The organism is Aliiglaciecola sp. (assembly GCF_039982535.1).
Classification (GTDB): domain Bacteria; phylum Pseudomonadota; class Gammaproteobacteria; order Enterobacterales; family Alteromonadaceae; genus Aliiglaciecola.
In genome coordinates, this window is the sequence record NZ_JBDWYG010000031.1 from 1 (window position 1) to 15,435 (window position 15,435).

General features: G+C 37.2%; 19 protein-coding genes. 18 read left to right on the forward strand and 1 reads right to left on the reverse strand.

Annotated elements, in window-relative coordinates; all coding sequences use genetic code 11:
- From ABJV04_RS06610 to ABJV04_RS06685, 16 genes are all read left to right on the forward strand, one after another.
- Positions 1-109, forward strand: a 109-nt coding sequence (locus ABJV04_RS06610) for an IS3 family transposase (RefSeq protein ID WP_348490700.1), incomplete at its 5' end; no start/stop codon positions are given.
- Positions 110-163: 54 nt separating this feature from the next.
- Positions 164-379 (forward strand): hypothetical protein, encoded by a 216-nt coding sequence (locus tag ABJV04_RS06615; RefSeq protein WP_348490521.1) that lies wholly within the window; start codon positions 164-166, stop codon positions 377-379.
- Positions 380-477: 98 nt separating this feature from the next.
- Positions 478-786: a hypothetical protein gene (locus tag ABJV04_RS06620; protein ID WP_348490522.1), complete on the forward strand. Its 309-nt coding sequence runs from the start codon at positions 478-480 to the stop codon at positions 784-786.
- 88 nt (positions 787-874) lie between these two features.
- Positions 875-1,312 (forward strand): hypothetical protein, encoded by a 438-nt coding sequence (locus ABJV04_RS06625; RefSeq protein WP_348490523.1) that lies wholly within the window; start codon positions 875-877, stop codon positions 1,310-1,312.
- 398 nt (positions 1,313-1,710) lie between these two features.
- The gene (locus ABJV04_RS06630) at positions 1,711-1,974 is read left to right on the forward strand and encodes an immunity protein Tsi6 family protein (protein WP_348490524.1); all 264 of its coding nucleotides are present in this window, start codon (positions 1,711-1,713) and stop codon (positions 1,972-1,974) included.
- Positions 1,975-2,064: 90 nt separating this feature from the next.
- Positions 2,065-2,583: a hypothetical protein gene (locus ABJV04_RS06635; protein WP_348490525.1), complete on the forward strand. Its 519-nt coding sequence runs from the start codon at positions 2,065-2,067 to the stop codon at positions 2,581-2,583.
- Between the two features lie 355 nt (positions 2,584-2,938).
- Positions 2,939-3,286 carry a hypothetical protein gene (locus ABJV04_RS06640; protein ID WP_348490526.1) on the forward strand — a complete coding sequence of 116 codons (348 nt, stop codon included), beginning with the start codon at positions 2,939-2,941 and terminating at the stop codon, positions 3,284-3,286.
- A gap of 106 nt (positions 3,287-3,392) precedes the next feature.
- The gene (locus ABJV04_RS06645) at positions 3,393-3,632 is read left to right on the forward strand and encodes a hypothetical protein (protein WP_348490527.1); all 240 of its coding nucleotides are present in this window, start codon (positions 3,393-3,395) and stop codon (positions 3,630-3,632) included.
- Positions 3,622-4,038: a hypothetical protein gene (locus ABJV04_RS06650; protein WP_348490528.1), complete on the forward strand. Its 417-nt coding sequence runs from the start codon at positions 3,622-3,624 to the stop codon at positions 4,036-4,038. Before ABJV04_RS06645 ends, ABJV04_RS06650 begins: the two co-directional genes overlap by 11 nt.
- Before the next feature lie 517 nt (positions 4,039-4,555).
- Positions 4,556-4,897: a hypothetical protein gene (locus tag ABJV04_RS06655; protein ID WP_348490529.1), complete on the forward strand. Its 342-nt coding sequence runs from the start codon at positions 4,556-4,558 to the stop codon at positions 4,895-4,897.
- A 184-nt stretch (positions 4,898-5,081) separates the two neighbouring features.
- Positions 5,082-6,047 (forward strand): acyl-CoA desaturase, encoded by a 966-nt coding sequence (locus ABJV04_RS06660; protein ID WP_348490530.1) that lies wholly within the window; start codon positions 5,082-5,084, stop codon positions 6,045-6,047.
- A gap of 105 nt (positions 6,048-6,152) precedes the next feature.
- Positions 6,153-7,019 carry an SDR family NAD(P)-dependent oxidoreductase gene (locus ABJV04_RS06665; RefSeq protein WP_348490531.1) on the forward strand — a complete coding sequence of 289 codons (867 nt, stop codon included), beginning with the start codon at positions 6,153-6,155 and terminating at the stop codon, positions 7,017-7,019.
- A gap of 111 nt (positions 7,020-7,130) precedes the next feature.
- On the forward strand, positions 7,131-7,625 hold the full coding sequence (locus ABJV04_RS06670) for an HAD family hydrolase (RefSeq protein WP_348490532.1): 495 nt from the start codon (positions 7,131-7,133) through the stop codon (positions 7,623-7,625).
- Between the two features lie 246 nt (positions 7,626-7,871).
- Positions 7,872-8,360, forward strand: a complete 489-nt coding sequence (locus ABJV04_RS06675) for an AAA family ATPase (RefSeq protein WP_348490533.1) — start codon at positions 7,872-7,874, stop codon at positions 8,358-8,360.
- A gap of 128 nt (positions 8,361-8,488) precedes the next feature.
- Positions 8,489-8,752 (forward strand): hypothetical protein, encoded by a 264-nt coding sequence (locus ABJV04_RS06680; protein ID WP_348490534.1) that lies wholly within the window; start codon positions 8,489-8,491, stop codon positions 8,750-8,752.
- An 85-nt stretch (positions 8,753-8,837) separates the two neighbouring features.
- Positions 8,838-9,164: a hypothetical protein gene (locus tag ABJV04_RS06685; protein ID WP_348490535.1), complete on the forward strand. Its 327-nt coding sequence runs from the start codon at positions 8,838-8,840 to the stop codon at positions 9,162-9,164.
- 482 nt (positions 9,165-9,646) lie between these two features.
- Here the strand turns inward: ABJV04_RS06685 and ABJV04_RS06690 are convergent, their stop codons facing one another.
- Positions 9,647-12,655 (reverse strand): diguanylate cyclase, encoded by a 3,009-nt coding sequence (locus ABJV04_RS06690; RefSeq protein ID WP_348490536.1) that lies wholly within the window; start codon positions 12,653-12,655, stop codon positions 9,647-9,649.
- Between the two features lie 545 nt (positions 12,656-13,200).
- Here ABJV04_RS06690 and ABJV04_RS06695 point away from each other — a divergent pair.
- Both ABJV04_RS06695 and ABJV04_RS06700 read left to right on the forward strand, forming a co-directional pair.
- A complete protein-coding gene (locus tag ABJV04_RS06695; protein ID WP_348490537.1) occupies positions 13,201-14,433 on the forward strand; it encodes a DEAD/DEAH box helicase in 1,233 nt (410 codons plus the stop codon).
- Positions 14,434-14,936: 503 nt separating this feature from the next.
- Positions 14,937-15,377 (forward strand): hypothetical protein, encoded by a 441-nt coding sequence (locus ABJV04_RS06700; protein WP_348490538.1) that lies wholly within the window; start codon positions 14,937-14,939, stop codon positions 15,375-15,377.
- Positions 15,378-15,435 lie beyond the last annotated feature (58 nt).

Here is a 15,435-nt window from a genome sequence, read left to right on the forward strand (position 1 = left end):
TCTGAAATCCAGTATCTTTGAGTACATAGAAATATTTTATAATCGCATACGACAACATTCGACATTAGACTATGTCAGTCCAATGGAGTTTGAAGCGCGTCATGCATAATTAGGATGTCCACTTTTAGTGGGTAACACCAAAGTAAAAGGAGAATTTTAGATAATGAATATCAACGCGACATTGTTCGGTGAATTAATAGTAGTCTTAGCTTTATTTATGGCTGTAATTTGTTACTACTTAGGCAAGCGTAAAACAGAAACACCGTTTTTAGTCTCTTTAATCGGCTTTTTTACAGCAATCATTCCGCCAATAGCATTAATCTATTTGATTGTTTTGGTTTTTAAACGTGACCTATCAACGACTCAAAGTAATGGTTAAAGAATTTACTTCTAACAAACAAAAGAACCGGAAAAGCACTTGCTGGACTTCGCCCAAATGCGCTCGCGTTTTTTGTTTAGCTTAAGCGTCATATGCCTATGAATATTCAAGTAGTTTTGGCTCTTCTAACATTTATGTTGCTAGTTGTTAGCTTTTTAATCTTTATGTTTTTTTACGTGAGGCTTAAAGTACATTTGCTAGGTGAAAATAGCGTTTTATCATTGCGTTCAGGCTTTGAATATCATGACCAATTTATCGGTATTTTGCTTGGTAAGCCTGAAAACTTTCCCATATATAAATCAAGTGCAGAGCAGCTTGCTAAAAAGTATAAAATTACTTTCAAAGTTTCTATTTCATTGTTTTTATTGTGTTTAATTCAGTTTTTTCTTATGCTAAACGGCATATAACAAAAACATCAGGGTGGGAATTTTAGTCGCTGAAAAAGCGCTCCTAAAATCCCTATATGTTAAGGTTTGTGTGCCAAAAGGAATTTGAATGCGCAGGAATAATGAACTAATAATCGCCGGCAGTCTAAGCATCTTGGCTGCATTGCTTCATATTAGTTGTATCTTTGGCGGTCCAGATTGGTATCTTTTTTTTGGTGCTGGTCAACGCATGGCTCAACTCGCTGCGCAGGGTGACCCGTATCCAACAATTGTGACTTTGATTATTACTTCAATACTTGCCGGTTGGGGCTTATATGCTTTTTCTGGTGCAGGTATCATCGTTAAATTTCCACTACTTAAAACTTGTTTAGTTTTAATCACTGCCATTTATTTGTTACGAGGCATCGCAGGCTTAGTTGGTCCATTTCTAACTTCAGACCCTGTGGTACATCAAAATTCAATAACCTTTTGGTTAGTAAGCTCAATTGTATGCTGTATTTATGGTACGTTTTATTTATTGGGCACAGTAAAGTTATGGCGGCAGTAGAAAGTGGCTGGCACTTAACAAAAAATCAAGTTCGCTTGCTGCGCGGACTGGAACGTAAACACGCAAGGCGGCTTCGCCATTATGCCTGCGCCCCTTATTTAAAAGTTATAGCGCTTTAGCCTTTCAGATTACTGTTTAGCGCAAAGGCTGATATTTTCCGTATTTCTCCGAGGTAATTACTGCTTTTTCCACAATCGGGCAGCGTATTATTCAACTCATAATCCTTTTATCTCAAACCAGTTTTATCAAAATCAGTTCAAAGTAACGTTTATCAATAGTTGCAGTTTTCTGGCAGTTTGGTTTAGTCTAGGGTAATAATTTTAATCAATGTTGTTGTTCAAACTGATTGTGGCGGCAAAGCCGCGGTAATTCGGTTTACGCCATAACAAGCCCTAATTATGTGTAGGGAAAAGCGTTCAGCTATTCTGCCGCAATTGTTTGAATCTATTGAAAACCAATTAAACTGGTTATTTTCATTTTTTGAAGGTAAAAACAGCGATAGGCAAAAGCTCTATGACTTAAGTTTTGGACATTACGTGGTTCATGAGATTGCTCCTAGAGAAGAAGAATTAGTTGATGCGCTTAATAGAGCAATCTATGTCGCTGCAAGAACTCGGCAAGGGCTAAAACTAGATTTAAAGGTGTTGGGCATTGACTCATAACAAGTCAATTATGTTCAGCCAACAAGTTGGTTTGGGATGCGCAAACAGCACGCGCTCCATATTGAAGAGTTATGTAATACGGAGGATTTTTTGAAAGTATTTGTACTAATTATTTTTTTACTACCTAGTTTGGTTAATGCAGACAATCTAGATATCAATGTAAATGAAGGTTTTTTAGGTGCTAAATGGCTTTCTTCTCAAAAAGAAGTTGAGGCTGCGCTTGGTAAGCCAAATGGCTACTATCGAATTAATAAGAATCGAACTCTTTTGTTTTACGGCAAATCGGTAAGCTTACTGATTTCTAGAGACAGATTTAGAGCAGTCAGTATCGGCGGTAGTCTTTCTGAAGCACTAGCTGAGTATCCTAATACCATTAACACTAAATACGAAATAAGTAATTTAACTATCAATGGTAAGCCATTTTTCGAGCAGAATTTTAAAGCAGTCGAAGAAGCATTAGAAATTGAATTAGGTAGCCCTTCCTATAATATCTCCGTTGGAACTGATGAAGTTACTATTAATATGAAATTTAGTGGTATTGGTGGCTATAGATCAGAGGACGTTACTAAATATCAATTGAGAGAACTGAGTTTTGCCTACCAATTGTGACATAACAAGCGCATTAAACACTTGCTACGCTCGCTGTGTTTGTGCCGTTTATGCCAAAGTTATATGCCTAAGGAAACTTTGTGATTTTGCAGGAAGCTATCGCGCAAATTGAAAAATAGAATTCAGAGGAAACTATCTGGATCGATAGCTCAAAAAAGTGGTCGGCAGACTCAACTGTTGTTATCGCTGAAGAGCAAAAAGATGGTGGTGCGCCTAATATTGTTCCATCAACATACGAATATTTTCTTGAGGTGTTTTTAGTATCTGAGTTAGTTCAAGACTTGAAGTCAGAGAGTAGTAAACAACTCATTGAACGCATCATATATTACGCAAAAAATGATGCTTAAGGATTCCAGTGAAATCTGAACATTTAGTTGATGAAATATTGACTCGTACAGTAAACGAGAATGTTACTTTCTATAAGAGTATGCTGGAAAAGATACCTAGAAATGAGGTCACAGATCCTTACTGGAAAGAATTATTAGCTTTCTACGACAAAAGTAATCAAGGTGAACGCGAGTTAATTGTTAAGTTGATGAAGCAAGTTTCTCAAGATTCAATTGCATCTTTACTTTCAATTATTGATGGTAGTGGTTACTCAGAGCTAGAATCGGAACTTAAGCTTTCTGATGAATCTGACAAACCTTTGCAAGGTGAATTATCCGATATTTTCATCAAAAAGTGTGAAGAAACCGGCATATAACAAAGTGTTCAGGGGCGTCCCCATAAAGGTTGGCTTGCGCTCCTTCGTCGCTAATTTTAGTCAACCTTTTTTGCCGCTTAGCACGGTGTTATATGAATAGTTAATTATGAAATATTTGATTGTAGTTTTAATATCGTTTTTTCTTTCATTTTGTGCGAAGCCAATGAAAGCTGGTTCAACTATAAATGGCGAAGAGCGTGTATTGCTAATTGAAGAGTTAGAGAAAAGAGATATAAGATACGAAATTTGGGAAGACGGATCTATTAGGTACGATGACGATGTACAAAAAGAAGTATCCCACATAATCATGGAAATATTAAAAGAAAAGCATAACAGTGGGAGTTGAAAATCTTGGCATGTTCAATTCGTTCAAGGAAATGCCCTCAGTTTTAAAAGTCCTAACAGGTATGGCGTTGTTTTGTATATTACTGCTGCTCAAAGCTTTAATTCCGGGAATGTTTGGAACCTTTTCTTATAACGGAGAGATATTGGAGTACCCTCAAATTTGGGAGCGAGGATTTGGTGTACCACTGATTTTAATAGGGAGCTTTATGCCAATGGCAGGGATATCACTTCTTTGGCGGCTTAAATTTTCTCGTCAATTTTATTGTGTTGTAGTAGCTCTTGCTATCTTAACTCCATCACTTTTAGCTGCTAACTATTACGCACTAGCATTTTTTGCAATAATTCCTTCAGCAATTACGGTATATCTTTTTATGTCAAATAAGGTTCGGCGGTACTATGGCACCTAACAAAAGCTCAATCGGAAAACCACTCACTGGCTGCGGCAAAACGTTCGCGTTTCCCGCTTAGCTTAAGCGTTATGTGGCTTTATACGAATGAGATTTTTTATAACTATTTTGATTCTTTATACATTGCTAGGCTGTTCCACTAACCAAAGCCAAAACTTTGAAATTGAATTTTCTAACCAACAACGTTTTAGCTATTTTGGCTACTTAACTACTTGGACCAGAAAGCTTGGAGTTCCCTCTGCCGTAAGTGATTTAAACGTTGCAGAATTAGACTTTAGTACGTGTAGTAAAAATGTCACGAAACGGTATATAGATGACCAAATACCAAAAAGAGATATCAGGTTTGCCTTTATAGTTGAATGTATGTCGCAAAAAGGATGGTTCTTAATTGTAGAGCCATATATGGTAACGCAATGAGCCACATAACAAATTTATTAAACACTGTTACGGCCAAAAAACGGCTTTCACTGGACGCGCAAAAAACGAGCGCCATTTATAAAAAGCGTTAAGGACTCACATGATAGTTAAAATTTTTCAGTTTCTCGGACTGCTATTTCCTGTTTTTGTAATCGCAATTGGTGAATACGTGTTTAAAGATATATCACCGGAGACACCGCTTTACTCAGGTGCTGCCGTAACTATGGGGTTTATAGGTACAAATGTTTTAGCTTTTATGGTTTATGCTGTCACTGTAATTCCGACGTCTTTAATATTGCTGAAAAAAAAGAATAGAGAGTATTTTAGATTTCAATCTATCGGTTGGCGGGCGGTCATGGTATTCAATTGGGCATTAATAGTTTTTTGTGGTCTTTTTGTATTGATATCGGCATTATTTGGATTCTTTAAAACACTGTTATAGGCTTTGTTTAGTGCTCTTTAATAATGAGTGTTGGTAAAAGCACCATTAGCCCGTATGAAGCACGTACCTAACAAAATAATAAACATCATTCGCTTCGCTCATTGGGAAAAAGCCTTGCTGGCACTTTGTGTCAAAGCACTCAATTTTTCCCGTTATTGTATGCGTTAGTAGCTACAGGATAGTCATGCTCAATACGGAAAGAGTATATTCAAATGATGAAATGAGTGCTTTTACAGGCACCGTAAAATGGAAGCCGATTAAATCGGTTTGGTTTCTAACTCATCTATTGATGACTATTTTTATCGCCCCGTTCACTATATCTCTTTCAGCAGTTTTTATATTTATTATGCTTACAGGTATTACATTATGTTTTGGGCATTCTTTAGGAATGCATCGATTACTCATCCATCGCTCATATGAATGTCCGAAAAGGATGGAATACTTATTTGTATATCTAGGTGTATTAGTTGGAATGGCGGGCCCAATAGGCATGATGATTCAACATGACCTTCGAGATTGGGCACAAAGACAAGAGAAGTGCCATGATTATTTATTACATGGTTCTAAAATATTAAAGGACGGTTGGTGGCAGTTAAACTGTGATCTTCAACTAAAAGATCCTCCTGAGTTCAATATAGAAAAATCAGTATCATTAGATAAATTTTACCTATTCTTAGAAAAAACTTGGTTGCTTCAACAATTAGTTATAGCAGTTCCTCTATATCTTATTGGTGGTATTTCTTGGTTAGTATGGGGAGTTTCTGTCCGAATAGTAATCTCTGTGGGCGGTCACTGGTTAATTGGTTATTTTGCTCACAATAAAGGTGATAGAACTTGGGAAGTTGAGGGAGCTGCTGTGCAAGGTCATAATATTAGAATTGCGGGTTTCCTATCCATGGGCGAAGCATGGCATAACAATCATCATGCCTATCCGGGTTCTGCAATGTTAGGTTTGTACAAGGACGAACCAGATCCTGGTTGGTGGGTTTTAAACGCTTTACACAATCTCAGAGTAGTTAAAAACATAAGATTACCCAAGCAACTTCCAGAACGTTCTGAATTGGTATCTGTTTCTGATAATATTGATAAACGTGTTGAACGAGTGCCGGAAGACTGCGAAATCGCAAGGTTTATACGAAAAGGCAGTTAACAAATTGTTTAGCAATGACTAAATACCTTTGCTTTTACTCCATTGTCGCTTAATTTTAGCCAACTTTATTTAGCCTGTTAACAGGACGTCATACATGGAGTTAAAATGGAAACAGTTGTGATCACTGGAGCGACTTCAGGGTTTGGAGTTAATTGGCTCTATCAAATGGACGAGTCCAAACAATGTTGTTTTTTCGTTCTTGGACGCGATGAAAGTAAATTTAAACGTCTAATCTCAGATAAGCCATTAAAAAATGACGTCCATTTTATTCATTGCAGACTAGATTCTTTTTCCTCAATTGATAGCGCAGTCAAGGAAATTCAAACTAAGGCATTTAAAGTCGACATTTTAGTAAATAATGCCGGTGTATGGTCTAGTGATGAAATTGCGTTTTCACAAGATGATATTGAGATGACGCTTGCTGTAAATCACCTTGCACCTTTTGTATTAACAGGAAAACTACTTCCATTGCTGTTAAAAGCAGAGAAAGCAAGTATCGTAAATACAGCATCTTTCAGGCACAAGGATGCAAGTCCGTCCACTCATGATATCCAATTAATGGAACGCTATAGTTCCGAAAAAGCGTATTGCAATAGCAAATTGTATTCAATTTTATTTACCCAAAAGCTTGCATCCTTACTCCACAATACACAAATTTCAGTTAACTGTTTTGACCCGGGTATTGTTGATACAGAAATGCTAAAAAAAGCTTTTCCAAAAACTCTGGCTTTTATTTATCCGCTTTTTAGAAAGGTAATCGCGAGAACCCCAGAAAAGGGAGCGCAAACCGGAGTTTTTCTTTCACAGCCTAATTCAAAGACTGGTAATTATTATAAAGACTGTCAACCTAAAAAGGTAAGCAAGCTTGCGAATAGCAAAGCCCTTTCAGATTGGCTGTGGGGCGAAAGTGAGAAACTTTCCGAGTTCTCGTATCCAACATTTACAGCAAACGATCGCACAACAAAACCATAAACTCGCTCGCGGGTTCATAGGGAGAACAACACTTGAGTTGGGTCGGTTCGCTCCCATTTTAACCTAGGTGTTATTGCCCGTTATGCGAATGTTATGTGCAAGGAGAAATCATTGTCTAAAACGTATCTTTTTGACTGGGGCAACACACTTATGGTCGACTTTCCAAATCAAAAAGGAAAAATGTGCCATTGGAAAAAAGTAGAGGCTACTTCTGGTGCTCTTGAGGCCTTAAAATCAATTTCTTCACATTCGCCAGTGTACATTGCTACAAATGCAGCAGATTCAACTGAAGCAGAAATCGAAACTGCATTTGAAAAAGTGGGCTTATCCTCATTTATTTCCGGCTACTTTTGCAAAGGGAATATTGGTATTGGCAAAGGAAGCAAAGAGTTTTACCTTACAATAGCTCACGTACTAAATACAAAACCATCAGACTTGATAATGGTTGGGGATAGCCTAGAAAACGATATTATTCCCGCAATAGAAGCAGGTGTAACAGCAATTTGGTTAAACAGTAAAAATTCGCAACCACCAACAATTGCATGCCAGCGTATTGCAGGTTTAAATGAGCTATGCAAAAAACTAGATACAATGGCGTTATTGTAAAGAACGGACTAATCAGAAAATTGAATTCAATTGGCGTTTGCAAGTAGTGTCTGACGTCGGTCACGATTATAAAAAGATGTCTGAGGCAGCAGCTAAGCTGCTTTGAAAATGGACAACCGTCTACATATTTAGTTGATGTAGATGATTAAGTGTTCATGCTACAGTGAATTAACATTCGCTGAACTTCGAATTATAATCGTTATTTAAAAGCTTCATAATGAGGTGTTTTACATTGAGGGAATAGTTTTGAGTAAAGTCGTAATTTTCGGAAATTCAGGCTCAGGTAAATCAACGTTAGCAAAAGAGTTATCGTTGCAAAATAACCTAGCTCACTTGGATCTCGATACTGTGGCTTGGAAACCTATTACTCCACCAAAACGATTGCCTATGTCAGAGTCGGGTAAGTTGATTAATGATTTTTTATCGACCAACAGTGGCTGGGTTATTGAGGGTTGTTACTCCGATCTATTGGAACTTGTAACAGCACAAGCAACGGAAGTCATTTTTCTTAATTTGCCAGTCTCGGCTTGTATTGAAAATGCCAAAAATCGTCCATGGGAGCCTCACAAATATGAAAACAAAGAAGCTCAGGATGCAAATTTAGAAATGCTAATCGATTGGATTGCGCAATATACTGCTCGTACAGATACCTTTTCCAAACTTGCCCATGAAAAATTATTTAATGATTTCCAAGGTGAAAAAACAATGTATGTGTCGAATCAGCAACATATTTAACACACCTTTTGGGTGCGCTGGAACGCACTAAAAAAAGTAAGGTATATGCGGTGTCACAAAGCTGTCTGTAACCTTGGAGGGTTAGGGGGGAATGAACAGCAAGTTCAATAATTGCAAGGTAGATCTAATTGAAAAGTGGAATTGAAACAAAAAGCTACTTGAAACAGTTTGTTCTTAATGTTCTGTTTGGTCCTCTTGGGTTGTTTTATTCTAGTAAGCTATATGGGATTGTTTTTTCTGTCACAATTATCCCAACCATTCTGGCATTTGGTTTTGGAATAATTGTTGACTGGCCGATTTCAATAATCATTGGCTTTGCCTCAGTGAGTGATTATAACCGGCAAAGAAACCTAAGACGGTTTAAATACAAAAATGCAAAACCAGTCAATTAATGGGATGGCATTCAACAAGTGCATAAACACCCGCTTTGCCCGTTATGCGGGAAGTTAAGGTTGTAGGAAAAGGTCGAGTTAAAAAATGTCACTAGACTTTCACATTGCGAATAATAGCAAAGAAGCGACTTATCAAAGTGTGGATGCATCATTTGATTTACAGTCTCATAAATTAATATTTAATCGCTATGGCTTACCAGAAGGGAGATTTCCATTATTTAATAGGCTAGGGGATTACTATAAAGACGCAAAATATACTGCTGACGAGTTAGAAATTTTAATAAAGGAAACAAACCAAATAAAAGAGCTGTTTTCTGACAATAATCAATTAATTCAACAACTAGATATATTGTTAAGGGTTTACAAAAAAGCGTTAAAATCAAAAACTAACATTTGGGTTTTTTGCGACTAAAATCACCTAACAAGTTACATCATCCTAAAAACACAACTTGTTGTGTAAGACGATATAGATTTAAATTAATACCTTAAGAAAGAGTAGTTAATATCAATGAGTTTGTTTGTGCTTTTAGTTTTAGGAGCGAAACAAAATAGCGATGAATTAAACCTGTACGCAAAGCAAAATGGCATAATATTCAGTACATCGAAAAAGTTGTTTTCACAGAACATTCAGGCTTTTTGTTAGCCACTGATTTACCTGAAATATTCAAGCCCTGTAATGGTCAACTTTTCCTTTACTCTTAATTTTGTGTTTAGGACTTTTTACTTCGTTTTGTAATGCAATAGCCATTTGACATGATGTTTCCGATGAACGTTATTCAACCGTCCCATCTGACTTGCAATGCTAGCAACCCTGAATAACAACCTTATTTTACCAATATGGATGTAACTTAAACACCATTTGTTTGATTTTTGTCCTCAATATGGCTTATTAAACTAGCTTAGCTGCTCATATGCAATTTGATTCCGCCCATTTTTTTTAGCTTGAAAAAGCAATGTATCAGCTTGTTTTATACAGCTAGTTAAATTGTTATCTGCCGGCATAATTGCTACACCACCTGAAAGTGTTATTTCAAAGTCTTTCGCTAGACCTTTGAGCCTTAACGTCGACACTTGTTGCCTTACTCTGTCTGCTATTTTAAAGGCAATTTCAATATTGTCGGTGACCAACAATGCAATAAACTCTTCGCCTCCCCAGCGGCCTAGTTTGTCATCTAAACCTAAAGAGTTTTCAATTTTTTGAGATATCGCGATCAAAGCTTCATCACCCACATCATGGCCATAGTTATCGTTTATACTTTTGAAAAAATCTATATCAAATAAAACAATACTAAAAACCTTATTACTTTCATTGGATTCAGCGAGTTTGCTTAAGGCTGCGTGGGTAAAACCTCTGCGATTATAGATATTAGTAAGGGGGTCTAAATCTGATAGCTTGCGTAGTTTGTCATTAGCTAGTGCTAAATCCCTTGTTTTGTTCGTCACTTCATTTGCTAATTTTTGGGAACGCACGAAAAGACTGTAAGACCGCCAGCGCGCATAAGAATAGACAGTGAGCACGGCTAATAGTATCCAAAATACTATCGCGATATTTGACCCATACCAGGCAGGTGAAACGTTTATATTCATTGACACATATTCAGTTAACCATGTGCCGTATCTATTAGTTGCTTTAATTTCAAGTACATAATTACCAGCATCTAAAGAAGTATAGGTGATTGAGCGTTTATTGCTTTTAAGCTCTTGCCATTGGGAGTTGAAGCCAATTAGCCTGTGGGCGTATTTTATTCTGTCAGGAGCAACTAACTCAGTAGCCGCAAATTCAAATGTCACAACAATATCACTATGTTCCAAAGCCAAAGTTGAATCACTTATTGATGACAAAGGTTTGTTGGCTGCGTTTATTTGTCGACTTCCACGTTTTTCATTTAAAATATCGATGTTAGTTAGGTGTAACTTTGGGTCAATATTCGGTCTGACAATTTCGTCCGGATGAAAATGTGTTACGCCATTTGCCCCTGCAAAAAATATACGACCGTTTACATCAATAGATCTAGCACCAATAAAATATCCGCCAGCAGCCGTTCCATCAGTAGTGTCATAAAATTTTAAGGTTGATAAATCTGCTGATATTCTAGCTATGCCTTTAATACTGCTAACCCAATAGTTTTGCTGCTGATCCTGTTCAATTGCGGCGATCGAAGCATCTTTTAATCCACTTGAAGGAAATAACGCTGTAAATTGTAAACTGCCAGTGGCTTCATCTTCAGTCATGACAAACAAGCCCTTTGATTGAATTGCCACTAAGTACTGATTATTCGATTTTTTTGAGATCCACGTTACATAATTGCCAGGTAGAGAGTTAGCCCCACTAGCGTGATGGGTATAGTTGATTTGAGTCTTATTAAGGGGGTTTACTTTTATTAATCCTTTCGGCGTTGCTAACCATACTTTGTCTGGCCCACTGACGTGAATACCCAACACCCTGTCTGATTCATAATGATGAATTATTTCTCTGCTATTGGGATTATAATGATACAAGCCGTTAGATACGGTCCCAATATATAGGTTTCCTTGCTTATCACTTTCTATTGAGTATATTGGTATACCCTCAAAACCTGCACTTGATAGCGTGATTTTATTGTCATTGAGGCGGGCTAATCCCACTCTGGTACCTATCCATAAAACGTCATTGGTCTCTGAATAATGCGTTCCTAAAAGAATATTTTTAGCGCCTTGATTGATATCACCTTTTTCAAAGTTCAATAATTGGTTAGCAACTAGGGTTGGTGGTACTTTCCAAAGACCTTCCGGGGAAGACACCCAGAGCGTTCCATGTTTGTCAAATTCGGTAGCATAAGTGACTTTATTTTTATCTATTAAAACTTTTTGAAATAGCAATGATTGCGGAGAAACAATACTAAAACCATTGACTAACGTGCCAAAAAGAACTTGGTCTGAAGAGTCAATAAACAAGGTGTTTATTTTTGATTGACTATCTGAGTCTGATTCGGGAATTTGTATTGGTGAAAGGTTTTTTTCATTTTTTACATTTGGGAAAATATTTATGCCGAAATTAGTGGCCACCCAAACATCGCCGGATTTAGTTTGTTCAATATCATTAACAATGCCATGAGACAAACCTTGCTCTGTAGAAATATTTTGTTTTGAAACCTGTTCATAATTTTCGTCAGAGGCAAAGTGAAAGATTCCTTTACCATTTGTTCCAGCCCATAAATTTTGATTTGAGTCGATAAATACTGACCACACTAAAACATCACTAATTAAAGCGGGTAACCACTCTTTTGTTTGTGTATTTAGCCTTAGTACGCCAGCATTAGTGGCAAAATACAGAATATTTTGGTGATCTGATACTATTTCAAATACTGTTAGATGTTCGGGAGGGTTGGGTATTATTACTTCTTGGAAATTGTCTGCTAAATTTGATTTGGTGAATAATTTGGAGTCAGCTTCAAGCCATAGGTCGTTGTTTTGATCAAAATGCAAAGCTGTTACACGTTGGTAACTCTTATCTGTGCCGGATGAAAGCTTAATATCTTCCATTTTTCCTGATTCAGCATTTAGCTGGTGTAGTCCGTTTGCGGTGGCCAACCACAAATTGCCATTTTCTTTATTTAATTCAAGATCATTAACACGGGTAGAGCGTAAGCCATTTTCTGTAGTAGCAGTTTGCTCAAAATTAACGAAAGATGCCCCGTCAAATCTATCTATTCCTCTTTGAGTCGCCAGCCAGATAAAACCATTAAGATCTTGTTCGATGTCGTAAACGGTTATTTGAGACAAGCCGTCTTGGGTATTTAAAGTACGTTTAAATTGCAAAGCTTCATCGACTTTCGAAGCATGTGCGTTTGCTATAATTCCCAAAATAAATGCTAAACTAATCCATAAACGCAATACTGATTCCTTTTTATGCGGGCTTTGCATCCGATTTCTTACAATAAAGTATGTGATATCTAACAAGCAAGTTCTATGTTGATTACAAAATATCAAGATCTATTATTGTTCTTTTATATAAATCATACATTTCGACCAACTCATTTACTATTAGTTTTACTGCATTATGCAACAAGGTGATTTTACGTTTGCCATAAAATTATATAATAAACTTTTTGGACACATTCTATGTTATTGCTGTAGTTGGACAACGACTTGCTGACTAAAAGCCTCAAGTGACCCGAGCCTATTTCTATCGTTTTATACATCACCGTAGTTCTGCTTAATTTCAGCTTACTCAATTTTGCTCTTCTCATAAACAAAAAGTCATTAGCAGTGGGAGTCTTTTTAGGTTGGCTGCAATAAAAACGTGTCGGTTGAGTTAAGTCGCATTTTATAAAAATAGCACTTAATAAAAAATGGCATTAAGCGAATGGTGAAATTGTTATAACTGATTGAATAAATGGCTTAAGTGTTTGGGATACAAGTCAGAGATGGTATAAAGAGAATAATTCATCAAACATCGATTGTTATTAATGCGTTTTTCTTCACTATTTTTAGATAAATCTCTGACTGATGCTGTTGAAGCTTTAGGTTATGAGTGTCCTACACCGGTTCAAGCGCAAGCAATTCCAGAAATTCTGGAAGGTAAAGATGTAATGGCCGGTGCGCAAACAGGCACCGGTAAAACCGCAGCGTTTGCTTTACCAATTTTGCAACTTCTACTGACACACACTCAAAGCTTACGGCCGATCCGTGCGTTAGTATTAACACCAACACGTGAGTTGGCGCAGCAAGTGTTTAACAGCTTTGTTGCTTATGCTGAAAATATTCAGTTGAATGTGGCAGTTGCCTACGGTGGGGTTAGTATTAATCCGCAAATTGCCGCTATAGAGCAAGGTGTTGATGTTTTAGTCGCTACGCCGGGGCGATTGCTAGATCATATTGCCAAAGGCAGTGTTGATGTAAGCCAGCTCCAGGTCATCGTTTTTGATGAAGCCGATCGTATGTTAGACATGGGCTTTAAAGACGAAATCAATCGTATTTTGAAGCGCTTGCCTGAGCAACGACAAACGTTACTATTTTCGGCCACTTTCGACGATGCCATTTTTCGTATGAGTAAAACTTTACTCATAAATCCTGTGCTAATTGAAGTCAATGAGCGCAATGCCGCAGCCACACAAATTGAACAACTGTTTTACACGGTAGATAAAGATCGTAAACGAGAGCTCATGTCTTTTCTAATAGGTTCAAAAAACTGGCAACAAGTGCTTGTTTTCACGCGCACCAAGCAAACCGCAGATGCCTTAGCCAAAGAAATGTGTAAAGACGGCATTAAAACTGAATCTATTCACGGTGATAAATCACAAGGCGCTAGAGAAAGGGCATTAGCGGAATTTAAGCAAGGTAAAGTCAGAGCACTTGTCGCCACTGATGTAGCAGCACGAGGTATTGATATTATTGATTTGCAGTATGTAATCAATTACGAATTACCCTTTGTAGCTGAAGATTATATTCACCGTATTGGACGCACGGGCCGAGCTGGTAATACCGGATTGGCGGTCTCTTTGATGAGCCCTAATGAAAAATATTTACTTGACGCAGTTGAAAAAGTACTGGGTACAGCATTGATATCACAATGGTTGCCCGGGTATGAACCTGATTTGTCTAAACAAAATCAAGCAGAAAAAAGAAGCAATACAGGTAAACAAAAAAAACAGGCTAGAAATAAAGCCCTTGGGATTAAAATGGGCAGAAAGCGTAGGTGAGTGGAGGGATTCGCTTGCTTTTAATACGCTGCGCTTATTTATCATTCGCTGGGCTGATTGCAAATAACAAATCATCATTGAGGGAATTTAAAAGCACTTCTAAAATCCCTATATATTCACCGTTAGTTTTACAGGTAAAGTTACGTGGATTCATCCTATTCTAGAAGTAATAAGAGCTTTATCGATAGACTGATAGAAAATTGCGAAAAGGCTAAGGCAGCATCGGCAGTAGACTAGTTTGTCCTTCAAAATTTGTCACAACTCGATGGGAGTGAAGAATGAGTTTTCGAGGCGTTTTCTCGGTATAAAAAGCTACTTGAAACAGTTTGTTCTTAATGTTCTATTTGGTTCTCTTGGGTTGTTTTATTCTAGTAAGCTATATGGGATTGTTTTTTCTGTCACAATTATCCCAACCATCGGCTAATGCTTGTGCCTAACTAAGTGCAATACATGTTTTTGTGCACTCTGTTAGGGGGAGTTTTATACAATAAGGAAAAGGTTCAATGTATAAATTTTTAATGATGATTTTGCTGGTTAGTTTCTCAACGATGAGTGAGGCAGTAGATTATGACTTTTCAGTCGGTGCTGGTAGTCAATACGGTGGTTTTGGTACGCAATTTGCCATTAAGAGTGATAAAACTAAATATTTTGTAGGGCTGGGTTTCCCGGGATTTTCCGTTGGAATGAAGAGACAGTTTTCTGAGAATACACATCACTCATGGGGGCTTAATGCTGGAAAAATGTATGGGATCCTCAGTTCAGACACTGTGTTTGGAGGCATAACCTATAATTATCACTTTAATGGTTTTAATAACAAAGGCTGGGAATTAGGCACAGGTATAACTTATTATGAAGAAGATGAGTACACACAAATTTTTGGTGGAGAGCAAGAAAGCAAAGATAAAGGCGTTGGCATTTTGATTAATTTGGGTTACGTATTCTGAACAAAATAAAGCAAAATGCACTAATTAGCAGTACAGTACGTGCGTTTAAATAGATATA

Excerpts from the sequence above, each read along its gene's own strand:
- ABJV04_RS06615 (WP_348490521.1), top strand. The coding sequence starts at position 164 with ATGAATATCAACGCGACATTGTTCGGTGAATTAATAGTAGTCTTAGCT.
- ABJV04_RS06620 (WP_348490522.1), top strand. The coding sequence starts at position 478 with ATGAATATTCAAGTAGTTTTGGCTCTTCTAACATTTATGTTGCTAGTT.
- ABJV04_RS06625 (WP_348490523.1), top strand. The coding sequence starts at position 875 with ATGCGCAGGAATAATGAACTAATAATCGCCGGCAGTCTAAGCATCTTG.
- ABJV04_RS06630 (WP_348490524.1), top strand. The coding sequence starts at position 1,711 with ATGTGTAGGGAAAAGCGTTCAGCTATTCTGCCGCAATTGTTTGAATCT.
- ABJV04_RS06645 (WP_348490527.1), top strand. The coding sequence starts at position 3,393 with ATGAAATATTTGATTGTAGTTTTAATATCGTTTTTTCTTTCATTTTGT.
- ABJV04_RS06655 (WP_348490529.1), top strand. The coding sequence starts at position 4,556 with ATGATAGTTAAAATTTTTCAGTTTCTCGGACTGCTATTTCCTGTTTTT.
- ABJV04_RS06660 (WP_348490530.1), top strand. The coding sequence starts at position 5,082 with ATGCTCAATACGGAAAGAGTATATTCAAATGATGAAATGAGTGCTTTT.
- ABJV04_RS06665 (WP_348490531.1), top strand. The coding sequence starts at position 6,153 with ATGGAAACAGTTGTGATCACTGGAGCGACTTCAGGGTTTGGAGTTAAT.
- ABJV04_RS06685 (WP_348490535.1), top strand. The coding sequence starts at position 8,838 with ATGTCACTAGACTTTCACATTGCGAATAATAGCAAAGAAGCGACTTAT.
- ABJV04_RS06690 (WP_348490536.1), bottom strand. The coding sequence starts at position 12,655 with ATGCAAAGCCCGCATAAAAAGGAATCAGTATTGCGTTTATGGATTAGT.
- ABJV04_RS06695 (WP_348490537.1), top strand. The coding sequence starts at position 13,201 with ATGCGTTTTTCTTCACTATTTTTAGATAAATCTCTGACTGATGCTGTT.
- ABJV04_RS06700 (WP_348490538.1), top strand. The coding sequence starts at position 14,937 with ATGTATAAATTTTTAATGATGATTTTGCTGGTTAGTTTCTCAACGATG.